Here is an 18,049-nt window from a genome sequence, read left to right as displayed (position 1 = left end):
GCCCCGGATACGTTATTTGCCGCCCGGCGGGATCAGCCTGAAATCCGGCAGTTCCCGCAAAACCAGTTCTGGGCCGGCCGGCGAATAGACGACGAAGAGCTGCATCGGTCCGTCGCCAGTATTGAGCGTCGAATGAAAGCGGCTTTCCGGCACATAGATGGTGCAGCCGGGGCCGACTTTCTCGACTACCGGATTGCCGTTCTCGTCCTCGACCATCTGCTCGCCATGACCTGATATGACGAAGATGATTTCCTCGGCGCCCGGATGGTTGTGACGCGTATGGCCCTTGCCGGATGGCAGGTCGACGACGCCGCCGGAAAAGCGCGTCGCGCCATTGACCTCGGGCGCCACGGTCAGCGCCAGTCTGCCCCAGTCGAAGCCGAAGGCACTGACATCCTTCGGGTAGACAAACATTTTGCTCTTGTCGGTCATCTCATCACCCCTTCTTTTTTCTTCGTATTCCCGTCGCCGCCAAGCGTCACGGCCTTGAAATCCGCCGTCTGTCTTGCGATCGCGGCTTCCGCCGGCAGCCGTTCCATCGAGCTTGCGCCATAGAAACCGTGCAGGCCCTTACAGCGGTCGAGGATGTAGCGGGCGTCGTCCGGCATCGAGATCGGGCCGCCATGGCAAAGCAGGATGACATCCTTGCGCACCGAACGCGCGGCGTTGGCGATGGCGTCGATCTCGAGCACGCAGTCGTCGAGAGACTTGGCCGATGTGGCGCCGATCGAGCCGCCTGTGGTCACGCCCATGTGGGCGACGACAATGTCGGCTCCGGCCTTTGTCATGGCGCGGGCCTCGTCCGGGTTGAAAACATAGGGTGTGGTCAAGAGGTCGAGCTTGCGCGCCTCGGCGATCATGTCGACCTCGAGCCCGAAGCCCATGCCGGTCTCCTCGAAGCTTTGCCGCATCTGGCCGTCGAACAGGCCGATGGTCGGAAAGTTCTGCACGCCGGAAAAGCCCATGGTCTTCAGCTCGGCCAAGAGCAGCGGCATGATGACGAAGGGATCGGTGCCGTTGACGCCGGCCAGCACCGGCGCCTTCTTGACCACAGGCAAAACCTCGTAGGCCATTTCCTTGACGATCTCATTGGCATTGCCATAGGCGAGCAGGCCAGCGGCCGAACCGCGGCCGGCCATCCGGTAGCGGCCGGAATTGTAGATGATGATGAGGTCGATGCCGCCAGCCTCCTCGGCCTTGGCCGACAGGCCGGTGCCGGCGCCGCCGCCGACGATCGGCACGCCCTTGTCGATCATTCCCCTGAATCTCTTCAGTATGTCCTTGCGCGGTATGGCGGGCATGTCTTGAATCTCACTGTCTGGCGATGTCGAGAAAAGCCGCGACCGCGGCCGCGGCGAATTCCGGGTCGTTAATGTGGAGTGGAAGGCGCTTCACGCGCCGGGTGCCATTTGGCCGGATAGTGCGCTCGATGGCTTCGAACAGGACGGCGTCGGCTTCCGGATCAAAGAAGGCGCCGCCTTCGATGTCGAGCGCCGAGACGCCCTTTTCAGGGATGAGGAAATGCACCGGCCCCTCGCAGCGAGCGAGCCTGGCGCCGATCCATTCGCCGATCGCGCGGCATTCCTGCGCCGTGGTGCGCATCAGCGTGACGTTGGGATTGTGTTCATAGAACAGCCGACCGCGGTGGTGCTCCGGAATGGTCGACGGTGCCCAGAAGTTGACCATGTCGAGTGCGCCGACCGAACCGACATAGGGCAGCCTGGTGCGGGCGATCGCGCCGAAGCGGTCCTCCGTCGCCGGTAAAACACCACCGAACAAGAGATCGCAGACCTCGGTCGTGGTGATATCGATGACGCCGGACAGCAGGCCACTGTCGGCCAGCTTCTCCATGCTGCGGCCGCCAGTGCCGGTGGCGTGGAAGACCATGCAGTCGTAGGTCGAACGAAGCTGGTCGGCGATGGCGGTCACGCAAGGTGTGGTAACGCCGAACATGGTGAGGCCGATCGACGGTTTGCCGTCGGGCGGTGGTGCCGGTTTCGCCGCCATGCCCGATATCGCCTGGGCGGCATTGTGCAGGATGACGCGGGACAGCCGGTTCAGTCCGGCCATGTCGGTCACCGCAGGCATCATGATGATGTCGGAAACGTCGACGTAAGGCGACGTATCGCCGGAGGCGAGCGTCGAAACCATGATTTTGGGCAGGCCGAGCGGCAGCGCGCGCATGCCCGAGGTGATGATCGACGTGCCGCCGCCACCGCCGATGCCGATCATGGCGGCGATATCGTTTCGCGATTGGGCAAAGCGGGCAAAGGCGATACCCATCGCGGCGACCGCAGCGCCACGATCATTGCCGCCGAGCACGGCGTCGCCGCCGTTGGGATGATGGCCGGCAATTTCCTTTGCGGTGATGTCGACGGGAACTGTTGCTTCGCGTGTTCCGACATCGACGCGGGACACCGCGGCACCGGTGGCGGCGATCGCATCGGCCAGGAAGGCGAGTTCCTCACCTTTGGTGTCGGCGGTGCCCACCACATAGATGCGCTTCATCGCGTTTCCCCGCCGGCTGCTTGCCCGACCTTCCGGCAAGCGAAGGCCATTGCAAATTTTTGAGACGCGCGTATCGTATTGATATGGATGTCTCACGTCAACAATCCACAGCGAGCGACAGCACTGAGCCGGGAAACGGCCGGGCGATAGAGCGCGGGCCGCGCGCGCGCACGAAACGACTGATGCTGGAGACGGCGACGAGGCTGATGCAGGCGGGCGTCACGCCCTCGGTCAGCGAAGTCGCCGAGGCGGCACAGGTTTCCCGTGCCACCGCCTACCGGTATTTCCCGAGCCAGGCGGCACTGGTGCAAGCGGTAGTCGACGAGGGGCTAGGGCCAATCCTCACCTGGCAATCGACCTCCGCGGATGCGGAGCGCCGGGTCGCCGATCTGTTCGACACGGCCATGCCGCGCATCGAGGCCTTCGAGGCGACGTTCAAGGCAGCACTGAAGCTGTCGCTCGATCAGTGGGCGAGGCGTCAGGCCGGCACGCTGGACGGTGAGCCGGCCTTCACGCGCGGCCACCGCATCGACTTGCTGAAACAGGCGATCGCGCCGCTCAAGGGCCGTTTGCCGCCGCGCGAATTCAAGCGGCTGGCGCAGGCGCTGTCGCTGATCTTCGGCGTCGAGGTGCTGATCGTGCTGAAGGACATCTGGGGGCTGGATGGCCGCATGACGCTGTCCGTCGCCCAGTGGGCGGCGAGCGCGTTGGTGCGAGCGGCGGTCGCGGAATCGATAGAAGAAGGAGACGGCAGCGAGCCGACGGCGGTTGTGGTATAGCGCCAATCTGGTTCGACCAGATTTGCATGCCGACTACTAATATTAGTCGCAGTGCGGGGTAGTGAGCAAGAGTTGCGTGTATCACTGAGTAGGAAAATCTCGGGAAAACAGGCAGATAAAGCCGGAATCCGATAGCAATGGCCAAGTCAAGCTGCCAAGAAAGGGCTTGACGCGCATGCGGAATTGGTAATACCAGATCAGTAAAGAAAAGCGGATCGAAAGTGAGGGTTGCGATCCATTTTCCGGCAGGGCGAGGAGGCACGAAACCGGGAAGGTGCGATCATGGGAGGAACTACCAGGGCCGGCCCCGTTGCCGGCTCGCATGACAAGGTAGAGTGCGCACAAGGGAGGAAATCATTATGCGCAAGTTAGTGACCAGCGTACTTGCTGGTATCGGCTTAACGCTTGCCTGCGGAACGTCCGTTTACGCGCAGGAAAAATCACTCACCATCTTCTGGGCCGAATGGGATCCGGCCAATTACCTGCAGGAACTCGGCAACGAGTACGAGAAGGAAACCGGCGTCAAGATCACGGTGGAGACGACGCCGTGGTCCGACTTCCAGACCAAGGCCTTCACCGAGTTCAACGCCCATGGCGACGCCTATGATATGGTCGTCGGCGACTCGCAATGGCTCGGTGCCGGCTCGACCGGTGGCCACTATGTCGACTTGACCGACTTCTTCAACAAGCACAAAGTCGGCGAGGTGATGGCACCGGCGACGGTGAAGTACTACGCCGAGTATCCGGGCGGAAGCGGCAAGTATTGGGCGATTCCGCTTGAAGGCGATGCCGTTGGCTGGTCCTATCGCAAGGACTGGTTCGAAGACCCCAAGGAGAAGGAGGCCTTCAAGGCCAAATACGGATACGATCTCGACGTGCCGAAGGACTTCAAGGCGTTGCGCGACATCGCCGAATTTTTCTACCGGCCGGATCAGAAGCGTTACGGCATCGCCATCTACACCGACAATTCCTATGACGCGATGGCGATGGGCTTCGAGAACGCGCTGTTCTCCTATGGCGGCGAACTGGGTGACTATTCGACCTACAAGGTCGACGGCTTCATCAACTCCGACAAGGCGGTCGCGGCGCTCGACGCCTACAAGGAGCTTTACAAGTTCACGCCTCCAGGCTGGGCCAAGTCGTTCTTCGTCGAAGACAACCAGGCGATCACCGAAAACCTGGCCGCGATGAGCATGAACTACTTCGCGTTCTTCCCCTCGCTGATCAACGAGGCGTCGAACCAGAACGCCAAGAACACCGGCTTCTTCGCCAATCCTCCCGGTCCGAACGGCGACCAGTTCGCCGCGCTTGGCGGGCAGGGCATCTCCATCGTTTCCTACTCGCAGAAGCAGGACGAGGCGATCAAGTTCCTGGAATGGTTCATCAAGGATGAAACCCAGAAGAAGTGGGCGGCACTTGGCGGCTATACCTGCAGTGCCGCCGTGCTCAAGTCACCTGAATTCCAGAACGCCACGCCGTATAACAAGGCCTTCTACGAGACCATGTTCAAGGTGAAGGATTTCTGGGCGGTGCCGGAATATGCAGAACTGCTGCAGCAGCTCAACCAGCGTGTCTATCCCTACATGATCGGCGGCGAAGGCACCGCCAAGGAAACGCTGGACGCCCTGGCGGCAGACTGGAACGCGACCTTCAAGAAGTACGGCCGCGGTCAGTAACAATCATGTCCTCACGGAGGGGGCATTGGTGCCTCCTCCGTTTCTTTTTCCGCAACGGGAGCAGGGTCTTGGCGACCACGATGATCACCACGCTGGACAGGTCTTCAAGGGCGGCGGCGCGCGGCCTCAGCGACATTTCGATCCGCAACCTCTTCATCATTCCGACGGTCCTGTTCCTGATCGTCTTCAACATCTTTCCGCTGATCTATTCGCTCGGCTATTCCTTCACCGACTTTCGCGCGTCGACCAACGCGCCGGCGAATTTCGTCGGGCTGCAAAACTATCGCGACCTGCTCAACGATCCTTATGTGTGGTCCAACTTCGCCATTACCGCGAAGTACGTCATTGTCTCGGTCGCCGGACAGCTGCTTGTCGGCTTCGGCGTGGCGATGCTGCTTAATCGGGACATTCCGCTCAAGGGCCTCATCACCACGCTGCTGCTGCTGCCGATGATGCTCTCGATGGCGGTCGTCGGCCTCTTCTGGAAACTGCTCTATGACCCGTCATGGGGCGTCATCAACTATGCGCTCGGGTTTGGCAATTTCGAATGGTTGGCTGACCCCAAGATGGCACTCTACGCCGTTGCGTTGACCGACATATGGATGTGGTCGCCCTTCGTCATGCTGCTTTCTCTGGCCGGCCTCTCGGCGGTGCCGAAGCATCTCTACGAAGCCGCCGCGATCGATCGTGCCGGACCGTTCTATACTTTCTTCCGTATTACCTTACCGCTGGTCGCGCCGATCCTGATGATCGCGGTCATCTTCCGCACCATGGAAGCATTCAAGACCTTCGATCTCGCCTACATCCTGACCAGCCAGCCGACGGCCGAACTGATCTCGATCCGGCTCTACAAGATGGCATTCCAGGAATGGCAGACCGGGCGCTCCTGCGCGATGGCCTACATCGTGCTGATCATGGTGCTGGCGATCACCAACATCTACGTCAAATACCTCAATAAGGTGAAGGAGCGCTGAGATGGCCGCCGTCCGCACTTCTTCTGAAATCGGCTTCAACCGTGTCGCCATCGTCGCCGTCCTGTTGGTGACGATCATCTTCCTGGCGCCGATATACTGGATCGCCTCGACGGCGTTCAAGCCGCGCAGCCTGGCCACCACCATTCCACCGACGGTCGTGTTCCAACCGGAAATATCGCCTTTCGTGAAGTTGTTCACCAAGCGCTCGCAGTTGCGCAGCCCGCCGACGCCGGAAGAGTATGCGGCCGCCCCGTGGTGGGAGCGCGTCGTCTTCGACGGCGGCGAGAAGATCGTGCGCGACGGCAAGGGCCAGGTGCAGTGGTCGGGATATCCGAGCCGTTTCCTGAACTCGCTGATCATCGCCATCACCTCGACGGTGCTGGCGGTCGGCATGGGGACGTTTACCGCCTATGGCTTCTCGCGCTTCAAGGTAAAGGGCGAGGCGGACCTGCTCTTCTTCATCCTGTCGACGCGCATGCTGCCGCCGGTGGTGGTGGCGATTCCGATGTTCCTTATGTACCGGGCGGTCGGCCTCAACGATTCCCATGTCGGGCTGATCATCCTCTACACCGCCTTCAATCTGTCCTTCTCGGTGTGGCTGATGAAGGGCTTCATGGACGAGATTCCCAAAGAGTATGAAGAGGCGGCGCTCGTCGACGGCTACACTCGCTTGGAAGCCTTTTTCAAGATCGTGCTGCCCGAGGCCGCCACCGGAATCGCCGCCACCGCCGTGTTCTGCTTCATAACCGCGTGGAACGAATATGCCTTCGCGCTGATCATGACCAACCGTCGCGCCCAGACCGCGCCGCCATTCATCCCCAGCCAGGTCGGTGCCGGCCTGCCGGACTGGACGGTGATCGCGGCCGGAACCTTCCTGTTTCTGCTGCCGGTCGCGATATTCACCTTCCTGCTCCGCAACCATCTGCTGCGCGGCATGTCCTTCGGAGCGATCCGCAAATGAGCTTTCGCGCCATCAATCAAAAATATCTGGAGCCCGGCAGCCAGGTGCTGATGGTGCTTGGCATCATCGCGCTCTGCCAACCCTGGAACATGCTGCTGCACAGCTATGGACTGACCATCATCCTGATCGGGCTGATCGGCTTCAACATCACGTCGAAGATCGCACCGGAAGAGAAGGCCGGCACCGGACAGATGCGAAATCCGGGAGCACAGCATTGACCCAGATCGAGCTTCGCGGCGTCCAGAAATTCTTTGGTGCCGTCCAGGTCATCAAGGACCTCAACCTGAAGATCAACGACAACGAGTTCATCGTTCTGCTCGGGCAATCGGGCTGCGGCAAGACGACAACGCTACGCGCCATCGCCGGGCTGGAAACGATCGACGAGGGCGACATCCTCATCGACGGCAAACCGATCCAGCATCTGAAGGCCGCCGACCGCGACATCGCCATGGTCTTCCAGTCGTTCTCGCTCTACCCGCATATGAGCGTCTACGAGAATATCGCCTTTCCTTTGCGCGCCACGCGCAAGAGCAAGGCTGAGATCGATTCGGAAGTGCGCTCGGTCGCCAAGACGCTGCAGATCCTGGACCTGCTCGACAAGAAGCCGTCAGCGCTTTCAGGGGGCGACATGCAGCGCGTCGCCATCGGCCGGGCGCTGGTGCGGCGGCCGAAGGCGATGCTGATGGACGAACCGATCGGAGCGCTCGACGCCAAGCTGCGCGAAGAAATGCGGGCTGAGATCAAGCGCCTGCACATCAAGCAGGGCTCGACCACCATCTATGTCACGCACGACCAGATCGAGGCGATGAGCCTCGCCGACCGCATTGTGATCATGCATGAAGGCGTGCTGCAGCAGGTCGGCTCGCCGGACGAGGTCTATTCGCGCCCGGCAAATCTGTTCGTGGCGCAATTCGTCGGCAGTCCGGTGATGAATGTCGCCGATGCGGCGGTGGCTGAGACGGCATCCTCGGTCTCGGTGACGGTCGGTGGGGCTGCCGCCGGCTTCGAGTTCCCGCGAGCGCTGCTGTCGAAGCTCAATGGCTATGCTGGCGGCCAGTTGGCGCTCGGCATCCGGCCGGAAGGCGTCCTCATCCGCCACGATGCCGCCGAGGGGTTCCTGCTGGTCGAGACGCAGATTGTCGAGCCGCTCGGCTCCTTTGACATTGTCGACCTCAAGGTCGGCTCCAAGATGCTGCGCGCGCGCACCAAGAGCGGGTTCGTCAGCGGTCCCGGCGAGAAGGTGTTCGCCAGGATCGATCCGGCCCAGGCGCATTTCTTCGACACGGCAAGCGGCAAGTCGCTGGAAGTGAGATTGTGATGGCCAATATCCAGCTGAAAAACATCTCGAAGACCTTCGGCAACCACACCGCCTTGACGGGGCTCGATCTCGACATCGCCGATGGCGAGTTCTTCGTGCTGCTGGGCGAAACGGGTGCTGGCAAGACGACGACGCTGCGGCTGATCGCCGGGCTGGAAAAGCCGAGCGAAGGCCAGGTCTTCATCGACGGTGTCGACGTCGCCGACTGGGGTGCGGCTGAGCGCGACGTGGCGCTGGTGCTCCAGCAATATTCGCTCTATCCCCGCTATACGGTGCGCGAGAATCTCGAGTTCCCGCTGAAGCCGAAGATCCGCCGGCTGCCCGACGCCGAGATCAAGGATCGCGTCGACCGCGCCGCCCGCACGCTGCGGATCGAGCATCTGCTCGACCGCAAGACCGACAAGCTGTCAGGCGGCGAGATGCAGCGCGTCTCCATCGGCCGCGCCATCGTGCGCAAGCCACGCGTGTTCTTGATGGACGAGCCGCTGTCGGCGCTCGACGCCAAGCTGCGCGAGGCGCTGCGCACGGAATTGAAGAACCTGCAGATGCAACTCGGCGCCACCTTCCTGTTCGTCACCCATGACCAGATCGAGGCGATGTCGATGGGCGACAAAGTCGGCGTGCTCAACCATGGCCGCATCGTCCAGACCGGCACACCGCACGAGATCTACAACAATCCGCGCGACACCTATGTGGCGAGCTTCGTCGGCTCACCGCCGATGAACCTCATCGACGGCAAGCTTGTGAACGGCCGCGCGGTGATGGCGCCGCTGAACTTCGAACTGCCTTTTTCGGGGGGTGCCAAGACTTCTTGGGGGCTAAAGGCGGGTGCGGCGACCGACGGTCGCCCGCTCGTCTTCGGCGTTCGTCCCGAGGACGTCTATCTCGAGAGCGGCGCACCGGTCGAAGCGCGTGTCCATGACGTCGAGAACCATGGCGTCGAAAAGATCCTGACGCTGCGCGTCGGCGACGCGACGCTGCGTGCCACCGTGCCGGCCAGGACCGATGTCGCGATCGAGCAATCGGTGCGTTTTGCCTGGAACCCGGACAAGGTGGTGCTGTTCGACAAGGGCAGCGGCGTCAGCTTGCGGCACGCTGTGTGAACTCCAGCTGAAGCGGGCGTGGAGGTCGGCTCAGCTGGCCTGGCGGATATCAGCCTGTTCCTCGGCGCGTAGGTGGCTGGGCGCCGAGCCGATGACGCGTTTGAAGGCGCGGCTGAATGCGGCATCCGATTCATAACCGAGACGCGCGGCAACGACGGATATTTTCATCCGGTCGCGGATCAGCCACTGTCTTGCCTGATGCATCCTGACCTGGGTGACATATTTTGCCGGCGTTTCTCCGACGATGGTGGCGAATCGCTCGGCAAATCCCGATCGCGAGGCGCCCATCATCCGGGCCAGGGACTCAACTGTCCAGTCTTGGTTCGGCTCGAGATGGATGGCGGCCAGCACGCGGCCGATCTCGCGGTCCCTCACCGCAGCGATCCAACCGGACGAGTCGCCGCAGCCACGTTCGACCCATGAGCGTATGACGGTGGCGGCAAGCACGTCGGCCAGCCGCGCCAGGATGCCGCCGGGAGCCGACGCGCTCCATCGTCACTTCACGCGCCATCGATTCCAGGAGATGCGGAATGCCGGGCTCGTAGGCTCCCAGCTCATGGGTGCGCATGACATCCGGCATCATGCCGAGCAGGGGATGCAAGCCGTCAAGATTGAAGTACATGCTGGCGCAAAACAGCAGGGTTCCCGGCCGGCAACATTCCGACATGCCTTCGTTCGACATGCAGTAGACGTCCTTGCAGACCTCCTCGACTTCGTAGCCGTGGATCGGCCAGGCCTGGGCGCTGGGCTCACTGGCCAGCACGTGCGCCGCACCGCGCGGCAGCAGCATCGCGTCGCCTGCATTGAGTTCCACCCATTCACCGGACGGCTGCTTCAGCCAGCAACCTTTGCGGCCGATGAAATGAAACCGCGCCGCTGGCTGGGCCGGGAATTGGATGCCCCAAGGCTCCTTCAGTTCGAAGCGGCCGTACTCGACGCCATCGAGCCGCAAGCCGCAGCGCCTTCGCCTATTGCGGCGCGGCGACCCTGCTGGCGGCCGTCGTGGTGTTCCTGCGCGGCCCGAAGCGCGCCGAGTAGCTTCCTATTGGCAGGACTAAGCTTCCCTGACACAGCGCATCGGCCCGGGAACCGTCACGGTTTTCGGGCCGCTGCCGTAGTGATGGCGGCGACGAAGCTGCCCTCGACATAAGCCGCCACCAGGCCGTTCAGACGGCGCGCCCGTCGAAGTCGAATATGGGCAGGCTTGAGGGGTCGAGATTTGCGACGCAGTTGATGTTGACGTAGGCACTCCGGTCACCGCCTTCGCGGACGTCCTCTGCAAAGGGATGGATGCCGCAAGTGCGACAGAAGCGGTGCGCGATGGCATGGTTGCCGAATGTGTAGATGCCGAGGTCATCGCCCCAGGCCAGGACCTGCAAGGTTTCGTGCGGGATGGCGCACAAGAGGGCGCCTTTGCGCGCGCATATCGAGCAATTGCACCGCACGGCCCCGGTCAGTTTGGCCTTGAACTCGAAGGCGACCTTGCCGCAGTGGCAGCTGCCTTTGTAGAGCATCGGATTTTCCTCGTATTCGACAGGGTGCAAAACCGCCTGCGCCGGGTTAAGTCTCGGCAAGCCATGTCCCAAGGACGTTCAAGGCGTCTGGAGTCCGACACCGAAAATGCAATCAGTCCGTGATCAACTGGAAATCATCCTTGCGCGGCTTGCCGCCCGTGCCGGTGAAGAGCGCGTGTTCACGAAGCTCTATACCGAAGCCGCACGAGCGGCGGCTGACGCCAGCGATGCCCGCAGGCGGGCCGGGGTGAAGCTCGGACCGCTCGACGGCACCATTGTCTCGATCAAGGATCTGTTCGATGTCGCCGGCGAAGCGACCACGGCCGGTTCGCTGATGCGCAAGACCGCCGCGCCTGCACTGCTCGATGCCGCGATTGTGAGCCGGCTGCGGCAGGCCGGCGCTGTCATAATCGGCAAGACCAACATGACCGAATTCGCGTTCACCGCGATCGGTGACAACCAGCATTTTGGCACGCCCGGCAATGCGGTCGACGCCAGCCGCATACCCGGCGGGTCCTCCTCGGGCGCCGGCGTTTCCGTCGGTGAGGCGACGAGCGAGATATCGATCGGTTCCGACACCGGTGGTTCGGTACGCATTCCGGCATCGCTCAATGGCGTGGTCGGCTTCAAGCCGACGGCGCGGCGTGTGCCGCTGACCGGTGCCTTCCCGTTGTCCGCCACGTTGGACTCGATCGGGCCGCTTGCCAGAACCGTCGCTCAGTGTGCCGCTGCCGACGCCGTGATGGCCGGCGAGATACCGACCGCGCTGGCGCAGATTGCTCTTAGGGGGCTTCGTATTGGCATCCCGCGCGGCATTCTTTTCGAAGGGACGGAAGGCGAGATGACGATCGCGTTCGACCACTGCGTTGGCAAGATCGAGCAGGCAGGCACGCAGGTCGCAGACCTGCCGATCGACGATCTGCTTGGAGAGATGCGCGCGGCCACCAAGCGCGGTTCGATCGCGGCGATGGAGGGTGCCGAAGTGCATGCCGACTGGCTGGCGACGGGAGCCTCGGTGCCTGTCGACCCGCACGTCAGCGGGCCTTTGTCACGGGCAGCAATGCTGCCGACGCCTGTCTATATCAGGGCGATACACCGTCGTGCAGCTCTCGCCGCCGCCATGGATGAGCGGCTGGCATCGGCCGATGTGCTGGTCTTGCCGACCACACCTGTGATGGCGCCGACCATCGCTTCGATGGCCGGAGATGCCGAACTGCGCGACCGCATCGAAGGCCTGCTGCTGCGCAACACGCAGGTCGCCAACCAATTCGATCTATGTGCAATCTCGCTGCCGATGTCAGGCATGGCGCTGCCTGCCGGATTGATGCTGGTGGCGCGCAATGGGCAGGACCGGCGTCTGTTGCGGATTGCTGCTGAAATTGAGTCGCTGCTTGGCACGTGACCGGAACTGGGCCGACCATCAGTGTGACGAACAGTGCTTGCGTTCACTATCCTTGGCGGTCCGCACGATGCGGGTCGCGACCAGCCAGGGGAGGGTGTATTCCTTGCCGGTGATGGTCTGGGTGCGTTGCTCGATCGATCCTCTGACGACGATCTTTCCGGCATAAAGCGCGTCGGAGAGATCCGTTATCGCCTTGTCGGCCTGCGGCAATCCGCTGGGGTCGATCGACACGCCCTTGACGATCGTGCCGGTGCCAAGGTCGAGCGCGCTGTTCGACGGGCAGGGCGCCTTGAAGCAGCGCAGCCCGTTATCGCAATAGACGTAGCTGCTCTGAGCCTCCGCGAATGACGGCAAGGCGCAGAGCGAAGACGCGGCAACAGTCAGGCATTTAAGGCGAAGACCGAACATGGTTTTCAACGTCGCGGAGAATTGGGGCGAAACCGCGATGCTTTAGCTGTCGGCCGGAAACCGCCGCCGGTAGTGATCGACCACCTCGGGATTGCGCAGGTTAATCGGCAATTTGCCCGCCAGCACCAGCAAGGCTTCGCTCGCCGCGCCAACGCCCATCCGCATCATCGACTCCTCGGTGATGCCAGCCATATGCGGAGTGATGATGACATTGTCGAAGCCGAAATAAGGATGATTTGACGGCAGCGGCTGCGTCGAAAACACGTCGAGCGCAGCACCGCCGATGCAGCGCTTCTGCAAGGCTTCGATCAGCGCGTCGTCGTCGATGACCGGTCCGCGCGACACGTTGATCAGCAGCGCATGCGGTTTCATGCGGGCAATCCGCTCGCGGTTGATCAGGCCGCGCGTCTCCGGTGTCAGCGGGCAGCACAGAACGATGATGTCGCTTTGCTCGACCAGGGCGTCGATCGACAGGAAGCCGACTTTCTCCGGCGCCGGCTGCATGCTGCGCGTCGTTGCCACCACCTTCAGGTCGAAGCCGTGCGCGGCGATATGGCCGACAGCCTGGCCAACGGCACCAAGGCCGACGATGCCGATCGTCTTGCCGGCGAGTTCGCCGTTGGAATTGGCGTGCTCGCGGCCGGCGAGCCAGCCTTTTGTCCGCAGGTCGCGGTCGACGACGCGGAAGTTGCGTAGCAAGGCAAGGGCCGCGAACATGACGTGTTCCGCCACCGAGCGCGCGTTGACCGCCGGCACGTTCGCCACCAGCACGCCGGCGGCGGTTGCAGCTTCCATCGGGATCATGTCGAGCCCGGCGCCATGGCGGATCGCCGCTCGCAGCTTCCAGGCGCCCTCGAACAGCGCCGGCGGCAGCGGCGCGCGGACGATGACGATGTCGGCATTCCTCGCCTCGGCGGCCAGCGTGGCTGGATCGATGGCAGAAGCGACGACGAGTTCGCCGGCGCCGGCCAGCATGGCCGAGGCGCGCTGATGTAGCGGGTGTGTCGTGAGGATGCGGGCCATGTCGATCAGGCTTTTTCGAGCGCCGGGCTTTGCGGTTCCTCGCCATGGCCCTCGATCAGGCCCTTCCAATAGCTCTCGGCGCCCTGCAGATGGGCGCTCATCAGCGCCTGGGCGAGATTGCCGTCGCGGCGCAGCAGCGCCTCATAGATCTGGATGTGCTCGGCATGCGAGCGCACGCTGCGCTCCAGGTCGTTGAAATAGATTGGCAGGCGCTGTTCGCCCATCATGTAATAGACGCTGCAGACATTGTGGAAGACGCTGTTCTTGGTGGCGCGCACGATCTCGAGGTGGAATTCGCGGTCCTCCTTGGCGAGGCCTTCGCCGGCCGCGATGCGCTTTTCCGAGGCTTTCAGGATTTCGCGCAGTCGCTCGAAATTCTCCTCGGTGGCGCGCGAACAGGCAAGCTCGGCTGCCTTGATCTCGTGGATCTTGCGCAGTTCGACCGTCTCGTAGATCTGGATCGGGTCGAGCGGCAGGCCCGCGCGGGCAAAAAGCGCCATGGCTTCGACGCTGGCCTGCTTGGTGTCGATATAGATGCCGGACTTGGCGCGGCGCTCGACGATGCGCATGGCCTCGAGGATGGCGAGCGCCTCGCGGATCTGGCCGCGGCTGACGCCGAAATGCTCCGCCAGTTCGCGTTCGGACGGTGTTCGGCCGGTCTCCTTGTCCGAATGGGAGAACAGGTAGGCGGCGAGTTCCGCGAGAAGGTTTTTTTCTTTCATCGTCAACCGCGTTGCGCGTGCGCCTCCAGGAATCGCTCCGAAATCGTGAATCCCAGACCCGGCTTTTCGGGGATCGCTATCATACCGTCCTTGGCTTCGACAGTCTCCTCGATCAGATCGTGGATCATCGGGTTGGCGCCAAGGGAATATTCGACGGTGAAACTCGACGGCGAGGCAGCGCAGACATGCAGCCCGGCGAAGAAGCAGGGCGCGCCTGCCCACAGATGGGGCGCAAAGCGCAGGTTGAAGGCACTGGCGATGGTGCCGATCTTCATCGCCTCGCTGATGCCGCCGCAGAAAGCAGGGTCGGGCTGGAAGATGTCGGCGGCCTTGAGCATGGCGAGGTCGCGGAAGGCATAGCGGGTCGCTTCGCTTTCGCCGGTTGCGATCGGAACGGCGCCTGATGCCCGCACTTCAGCCATGCCGGGCTTGTCATCGGCAATGACAGGCTCCTCGAACCAGGCGAGGTCGAGGTCGTTGACGAGGTGGATGAAGCGCTTGGCTTCGGCCACCGTGTAGGTGCCATGCGCGTCGACCATCAACTCGATATCGGGGCCGAGCGCCTGCCGTGCGGCATGGACACGGGCGGCAGACACGTGTGCTGCGCCGTCCATGGCACCAACCCGCATCTTCAGCGCCTTGAAACCGCCTCTGGCGATATAGGATTTCAACTGCTCGCCGATGGCGTCGGTGGCTGCCCAGCCGCCTGATGCGTAGGCCGGCATGCGGTCGAGCTTGCGGCCACCCAGCAGCCGCCAAACTGGAACCCCGAGCGATTTGCCCAGGATGTCCCACAGCGCGATGTCGACGGCACTGATGGCGGCGATGCTCATGCCGCGCCGCGCCAGTTGCGGCATGGCGTGGCCGGCTCGCGCGGCGCTGTCGTGACGCACGCCATTGTAGAGCATCTCCCAGATGACGCCGATGTCGGCCGGATCGCGGCCGATCAATTGCGGCCCGACCTCATGGTTCAGTATGTGGACCAGGGCGCCATAGCTGCCGGCGCTGCCGGCGGCGTTCTTGCCTTCACCCCAGCCGACCACCCCGTCATCAGTCTCGATGCGCAGGATGGCGGCGTCGAAGGTCGTCACCTGGCCGAAATCGCTGCGGTGTTGCCGAGCGGCTTCGATCGGGATGCGGACCCACCAGGCTTGGACGATCTTGATGCGCATATTCTTCCCCAGCCCTGCCGCCGGTCAGGGCGAAAGAGCAATTTTCCCAGAGGCAGTCCGCTACTTGATCAGCGGCAGCAACGTTTCGGCGGTGATGCGCATCTGGTCGGTGTAGAACTTTTCCGTCAGCACGCTGGAGCCGTGGTCCTGGATGAACTTCAGCTGCTCGGGCGAGATATCGACCGGGTGGCGCTCGACCATGTCGGGATAAGGTGCGGCCGGCGTCCGGTCGACGGGCGCAACGAACTCGTTGGTCAGCGCGCCGTCGTAACCGATCTCCCTCAGCGTGGCGACGATCTTCGGCCAGTCGATCTGGCCAAGGCCGGCGGCAAAGCGGTTGTTGTCGGCGACATGGAAGTCGAACAGGCGCTTGCCGACCTGGCGGATCGCGTCGTGAACGTTAAACTCCTCCATATGGATGTGGTAGGCGTCGAGGCAGACGCCGCATTCGGGGCTGACCTCGTCGGCCAGCGCGAGCGCCTGGGCGCCGCGATTGAACAGATAGGTTTCGAAGCGGTTGAGGGGTTCGACCGCAATCTTGACCCCGACCTTCTTGGCGTGGGTGAAGCATTCACGGGTGGCGTCGACAACCCACTTCCATTCTTCTTCCTCGGTGCCGTCAGGCACGACCTTGCCGACCGTTGCCGGCACCAGCGTGATGATCTCGCCATCGAGTTCGCTGACCATGGTCAGCACGTCCTTGACATACTGAACGGAGCGCTCGCGCTGGCCCTGGTTCCTGGCGGCAAGGTTGCGCTCGCCCAGCATCAAGGTCACCGCGCCCCAGCAGCGGATGCCATGCTCCTTCAGCAGCGCCCGGGTCTCCTTTGTCTTGTATTGCTCCGGCTCGCCGGAAATCTCGATCGACTCATAGCCGAATTTCTTGATGCGCTTGAGCGTCGTCTCCAATGGTTCCGCGCGCATCCAGTTGTGCGTCGAAAGGTGCATAGTCTGTCCTTCCCAAAAAATCGCCTGCAACATGCATCGCTAAGGGCGACGCAAGGGTTCCTCCCCAGGCCATCCCCAGCAATTTCCTACAAACTGGTTCGACCAATTGGGCCTGAAACGAGGTCTACAGCAATTTCTTCTGGACGGCAAGAAGTGTGGCAGTGCTACCTCAGGTCCAGATTATTTCATTGATTACATTGATGTATATGCCACTGCTTTCCACGCCCGGAGGGGCTCCAAGGCGCATTGCGAGGCTTGACCAAAGTCCCGCTTTTGGTAATACCAGAATTGTGGCGTACACAATGCGCCGATGTGAAAAGACCAAAGTGGCTGGCCCTGCTTCCAATCGGCGCTATGCTCGGTCGCGAGACAAATGAGGAGAATGCCGATGCCGACGACAATGAAGGGCCCGGGACTGTTTCTGGCGCAGTTCGCGGGCGATGCCGCGCCATTCAATTCACTGGCATCGATCACCAAATGGGCGGCCGGTCTCGGCTACAAGGGCGTACAGATCCCGACCTGGGACGCGCGGCTGTTCGATCTCGAGAAGGCGGCCTCTTCCAAGACCTATTGCGACGAAGTCAAGGGCATCTGCGCGGACGCCGGCGTCGAGATCACCGAACTATCGACCCATCTGCAGGGGCAATTGGTGGCGGTGCATCCGGCCTATGACGCGCAGTTCGACGGTTTTGCACCGGCTTCGGTGCACAACAATCCCAAAGCGCGGCAGGAATGGGCGGTCGAACAGATGAAGTTCGGCGCCAAGGCCTCGAAGAACCTCGGCCTGAAGGCCTCGGTGAGCTTCTCCGGAGCGTTGGCCTTTCCCTACCTCTACCCCTGGCCGCAGCGTCCGGCCGGGCTGATCGAGGAAGCCTTCGCCGAACTCGGCAAGCGCTGGAAGCCGATCCTCGATGTCTATGAGGATAATGGCGTCGATGTCGGCTACGAAATCCATCCCGGTGAGGACGTGTTCGACGGTGCCACCTTCGAGATGTTCCTCGACGCGGTCGGCGGCCACAGACGCTGCAATATCAATTACGATCCGTCGCACTTCCTGCTGCAGCAACTCGACTATCTCGAATTCATCGATATCTATCACGAGCGCATCAAGGCGTTCCACGTCAAAGACGCCGAGTTCAATCCGACCGGCCGGCAAGGCGTCTATTCCGGCTATCAGAGCTGGACCAACCGCGCCGGCCGCTTCCGGTCGCTGGGCGACGGGCAGGTGGATTTCGGCGGCATCTTTTCCAAGCTGACGCAGTACAATTATGATTCCTGGGCGGTGCTCGAGTGGGAGTGCTGCCTGAAGCATCCGGAAGACGGCGCGGCCGAGGGTGCGCCCTTCATCCAGCATCACATCATCCGGGTGACGGAAAAGGCATTCGACGATTTCGCCGGTAGCGCTACGGACAAGAAAGTGCTGCGCGGCATGATGGGAATTTAACGCTAATTTCCTCCCCCTTGAGGGCAGGGCTATCGCATATGAGTAAAGAGGCTAAGCAGGTTTTGATCGGCCCATCGTGCCTTGAGTCGTTTGTGGC

The 18,049-nt window shown here is 62.3% G+C and carries 18 protein-coding genes and 1 pseudogene; 9 read left to right on the top strand and 10 right to left on the bottom strand.

The window, feature by feature from the left end; translation table 11 throughout:
* Positions 1-12: 12 nt before the first annotated feature.
* The 3 genes from NKJ01_RS30500 to NKJ01_RS30490 are packed head-to-tail and all read right to left on the bottom strand — an operon-like array spanning position 13 to position 2,508.
* Positions 13-432 (bottom strand): cupin domain-containing protein, encoded by a 420-nt coding sequence (locus tag NKJ01_RS30500; protein ID WP_352733841.1) that lies wholly within the window; start codon positions 430-432, stop codon positions 13-15.
* Positions 429-1,301 (bottom strand): phosphoenolpyruvate hydrolase family protein, encoded by an 873-nt coding sequence (locus NKJ01_RS30495; protein WP_352733839.1) that lies wholly within the window; start codon positions 1,299-1,301, stop codon positions 429-431. Before NKJ01_RS30495 ends, NKJ01_RS30500 begins: the two co-directional genes overlap by 4 nt.
* A 10-nt stretch (positions 1,302-1,311) precedes the next feature.
* A complete protein-coding gene (locus NKJ01_RS30490) occupies positions 1,312-2,508 on the bottom strand; it encodes a Tm-1-like ATP-binding domain-containing protein (protein ID WP_352733838.1) in 1,197 nt (398 codons plus the stop codon).
* A gap of 83 nt (positions 2,509-2,591) precedes the next feature.
* On the opposite strand from NKJ01_RS30490, the gene NKJ01_RS30485 reads away from it, so the two are divergent.
* The 7 genes from NKJ01_RS30485 to NKJ01_RS30455 all read left to right on the top strand — a co-directional run bounded on the left by NKJ01_RS30485 (position 2,592) and on the right by NKJ01_RS30455 (position 9,319).
* Positions 2,592-3,287 (top strand): TetR/AcrR family transcriptional regulator, encoded by a 696-nt coding sequence (locus NKJ01_RS30485; protein WP_352733836.1) that lies wholly within the window; start codon positions 2,592-2,594, stop codon positions 3,285-3,287.
* Between the two features lie 359 nt (positions 3,288-3,646).
* A complete protein-coding gene (locus tag NKJ01_RS30480; RefSeq protein WP_352733834.1) occupies positions 3,647-4,963 on the top strand; it encodes an ABC transporter substrate-binding protein in 1,317 nt (438 codons plus the stop codon).
* A gap of 68 nt (positions 4,964-5,031) precedes the next feature.
* Entirely contained in the window at positions 5,032-5,937 is a 906-nt protein-coding gene (locus tag NKJ01_RS30475) for a carbohydrate ABC transporter permease (RefSeq protein ID WP_352604476.1), read from the top strand.
* A 1-nt stretch (position 5,938) separates the two neighbouring features.
* Positions 5,939-6,898, top strand: coding sequence for a carbohydrate ABC transporter permease (locus tag NKJ01_RS30470; protein WP_352604478.1), 960 nt, complete (start codon positions 5,939-5,941; stop codon positions 6,896-6,898).
* Positions 6,895-7,116, top strand: coding sequence for a hypothetical protein (locus tag NKJ01_RS30465; protein WP_352604480.1), 222 nt, complete (start codon positions 6,895-6,897; stop codon positions 7,114-7,116). The genes NKJ01_RS30470 and NKJ01_RS30465 overlap by 4 nt, the downstream gene beginning before the upstream one ends.
* On the top strand, positions 7,113-8,216 hold the full coding sequence (locus NKJ01_RS30460; RefSeq protein WP_352733832.1) for an ABC transporter ATP-binding protein: 1,104 nt from the start codon (positions 7,113-7,115) through the stop codon (positions 8,214-8,216). The genes NKJ01_RS30465 and NKJ01_RS30460 overlap by 4 nt, the downstream gene beginning before the upstream one ends.
* Entirely contained in the window at positions 8,216-9,319 is a 1,104-nt protein-coding gene (locus NKJ01_RS30455; protein WP_352733830.1) for an ABC transporter ATP-binding protein, read from the top strand. Before NKJ01_RS30460 ends, NKJ01_RS30455 begins: the two co-directional genes overlap by 1 nt.
* Positions 9,320-9,349: 30 nt before the next feature.
* Here the strand turns inward: NKJ01_RS30455 and NKJ01_RS30450 are convergent.
* A pseudogene (locus tag NKJ01_RS30450) lies at positions 9,350-10,271 on the bottom strand (AraC family transcriptional regulator).
* A gap of 214 nt (positions 10,272-10,485) precedes the next feature.
* Entirely contained in the window at positions 10,486-10,833 is a 348-nt protein-coding gene (locus NKJ01_RS30445; RefSeq protein WP_352604492.1) for a GFA family protein, read from the bottom strand.
* Positions 10,834-10,939: 106 nt separating this feature from the next.
* Between NKJ01_RS30445 and NKJ01_RS30440 the strand changes: the two genes are divergently transcribed.
* The gene (locus tag NKJ01_RS30440; RefSeq protein WP_352733828.1) at positions 10,940-12,235 is read left to right on the top strand and encodes an amidase; all 1,296 of its coding nucleotides are present in this window, start codon (positions 10,940-10,942) and stop codon (positions 12,233-12,235) included.
* A gap of 18 nt (positions 12,236-12,253) precedes the next feature.
* Here NKJ01_RS30440 and NKJ01_RS30435 read toward each other — a convergent pair whose 3' ends face one another.
* The 5 genes from NKJ01_RS30435 to NKJ01_RS30415 are packed head-to-tail and all read right to left on the bottom strand — an operon-like array spanning position 12,254 to position 16,508.
* Positions 12,254-12,643, bottom strand: a complete 390-nt coding sequence (locus NKJ01_RS30435) for a hypothetical protein (RefSeq protein ID WP_352604496.1) — start codon at positions 12,641-12,643, stop codon at positions 12,254-12,256.
* A gap of 42 nt (positions 12,644-12,685) precedes the next feature.
* The gene (locus NKJ01_RS30430; RefSeq protein WP_352733826.1) at positions 12,686-13,666 is read right to left on the bottom strand and encodes a hydroxyacid dehydrogenase; all 981 of its coding nucleotides are present in this window, start codon (positions 13,664-13,666) and stop codon (positions 12,686-12,688) included.
* 5 nt (positions 13,667-13,671) lie between these two features.
* Complete coding sequence (locus NKJ01_RS30425; protein ID WP_352604500.1) at positions 13,672-14,388, bottom strand: FadR/GntR family transcriptional regulator; 717 nt, start codon at positions 14,386-14,388, stop codon at positions 13,672-13,674.
* Between the two features lie 2 nt (positions 14,389-14,390).
* Positions 14,391-15,560, bottom strand: coding sequence for a mandelate racemase/muconate lactonizing enzyme family protein (locus NKJ01_RS30420; RefSeq protein ID WP_352733824.1), 1,170 nt, complete (start codon positions 15,558-15,560; stop codon positions 14,391-14,393).
* A gap of 60 nt (positions 15,561-15,620) precedes the next feature.
* Entirely contained in the window at positions 15,621-16,508 is an 888-nt protein-coding gene (locus NKJ01_RS30415; RefSeq protein ID WP_352733822.1) for a sugar phosphate isomerase/epimerase family protein, read from the bottom strand.
* Positions 16,509-16,896: 388 nt separating this feature from the next.
* Between NKJ01_RS30415 and NKJ01_RS30410 the strand changes: the two genes are divergently transcribed.
* The gene (locus NKJ01_RS30410; RefSeq protein ID WP_352733820.1) at positions 16,897-17,952 is read left to right on the top strand and encodes a sugar phosphate isomerase/epimerase family protein; all 1,056 of its coding nucleotides are present in this window, start codon (positions 16,897-16,899) and stop codon (positions 17,950-17,952) included.
* The last annotated feature ends 97 nt before the right edge of the window (positions 17,953-18,049 follow it).

The sequence above is a fragment of the Mesorhizobium sp. M0276 genome, from assembly GCF_040321755.1.
Lineage (GTDB): Bacteria > Pseudomonadota > Alphaproteobacteria > Rhizobiales > Rhizobiaceae > Mesorhizobium.
Note: the sequence above shows the minus strand (reverse complement) of the source record. Positions and strands in the feature narration are given on the sequence as shown.

Excerpts from the sequence above, each read along its gene's own strand:
- NKJ01_RS30500 (WP_352733841.1), bottom strand. The coding sequence starts at position 432 with ATGACCGACAAGAGCAAAATGTTTGTCTACCCGAAGGATGTCAGTGCC.
- NKJ01_RS30495 (WP_352733839.1), bottom strand. The coding sequence starts at position 1,301 with ATGCCCGCCATACCGCGCAAGGACATACTGAAGAGATTCAGGGGAATG.
- NKJ01_RS30490 (WP_352733838.1), bottom strand. The coding sequence starts at position 2,508 with ATGAAGCGCATCTATGTGGTGGGCACCGCCGACACCAAAGGTGAGGAA.
- NKJ01_RS30485 (WP_352733836.1), top strand. The coding sequence starts at position 2,592 with ATGGATGTCTCACGTCAACAATCCACAGCGAGCGACAGCACTGAGCCG.
- NKJ01_RS30480 (WP_352733834.1), top strand. The coding sequence starts at position 3,647 with ATGCGCAAGTTAGTGACCAGCGTACTTGCTGGTATCGGCTTAACGCTT.
- NKJ01_RS30470 (WP_352604478.1), top strand. The coding sequence starts at position 5,939 with ATGGCCGCCGTCCGCACTTCTTCTGAAATCGGCTTCAACCGTGTCGCC.
- NKJ01_RS30465 (WP_352604480.1), top strand. The coding sequence starts at position 6,895 with ATGAGCTTTCGCGCCATCAATCAAAAATATCTGGAGCCCGGCAGCCAG.
- NKJ01_RS30455 (WP_352733830.1), top strand. The coding sequence starts at position 8,216 with ATGGCCAATATCCAGCTGAAAAACATCTCGAAGACCTTCGGCAACCAC.
- NKJ01_RS30445 (WP_352604492.1), bottom strand. The coding sequence starts at position 10,833 with ATGCTCTACAAAGGCAGCTGCCACTGCGGCAAGGTCGCCTTCGAGTTC.
- NKJ01_RS30440 (WP_352733828.1), top strand. The coding sequence starts at position 10,940 with ATGCAATCAGTCCGTGATCAACTGGAAATCATCCTTGCGCGGCTTGCC.
- NKJ01_RS30435 (WP_352604496.1), bottom strand. The coding sequence starts at position 12,643 with ATGTTCGGTCTTCGCCTTAAATGCCTGACTGTTGCCGCGTCTTCGCTC.
- NKJ01_RS30430 (WP_352733826.1), bottom strand. The coding sequence starts at position 13,666 with ATGGCCCGCATCCTCACGACACACCCGCTACATCAGCGCGCCTCGGCC.
- NKJ01_RS30425 (WP_352604500.1), bottom strand. The coding sequence starts at position 14,388 with ATGAAAGAAAAAAACCTTCTCGCGGAACTCGCCGCCTACCTGTTCTCC.
- NKJ01_RS30420 (WP_352733824.1), bottom strand. The coding sequence starts at position 15,560 with ATGCGCATCAAGATCGTCCAAGCCTGGTGGGTCCGCATCCCGATCGAA.
- NKJ01_RS30415 (WP_352733822.1), bottom strand. The coding sequence starts at position 16,508 with ATGCACCTTTCGACGCACAACTGGATGCGCGCGGAACCATTGGAGACG.
- NKJ01_RS30410 (WP_352733820.1), top strand. The coding sequence starts at position 16,897 with ATGCCGACGACAATGAAGGGCCCGGGACTGTTTCTGGCGCAGTTCGCG.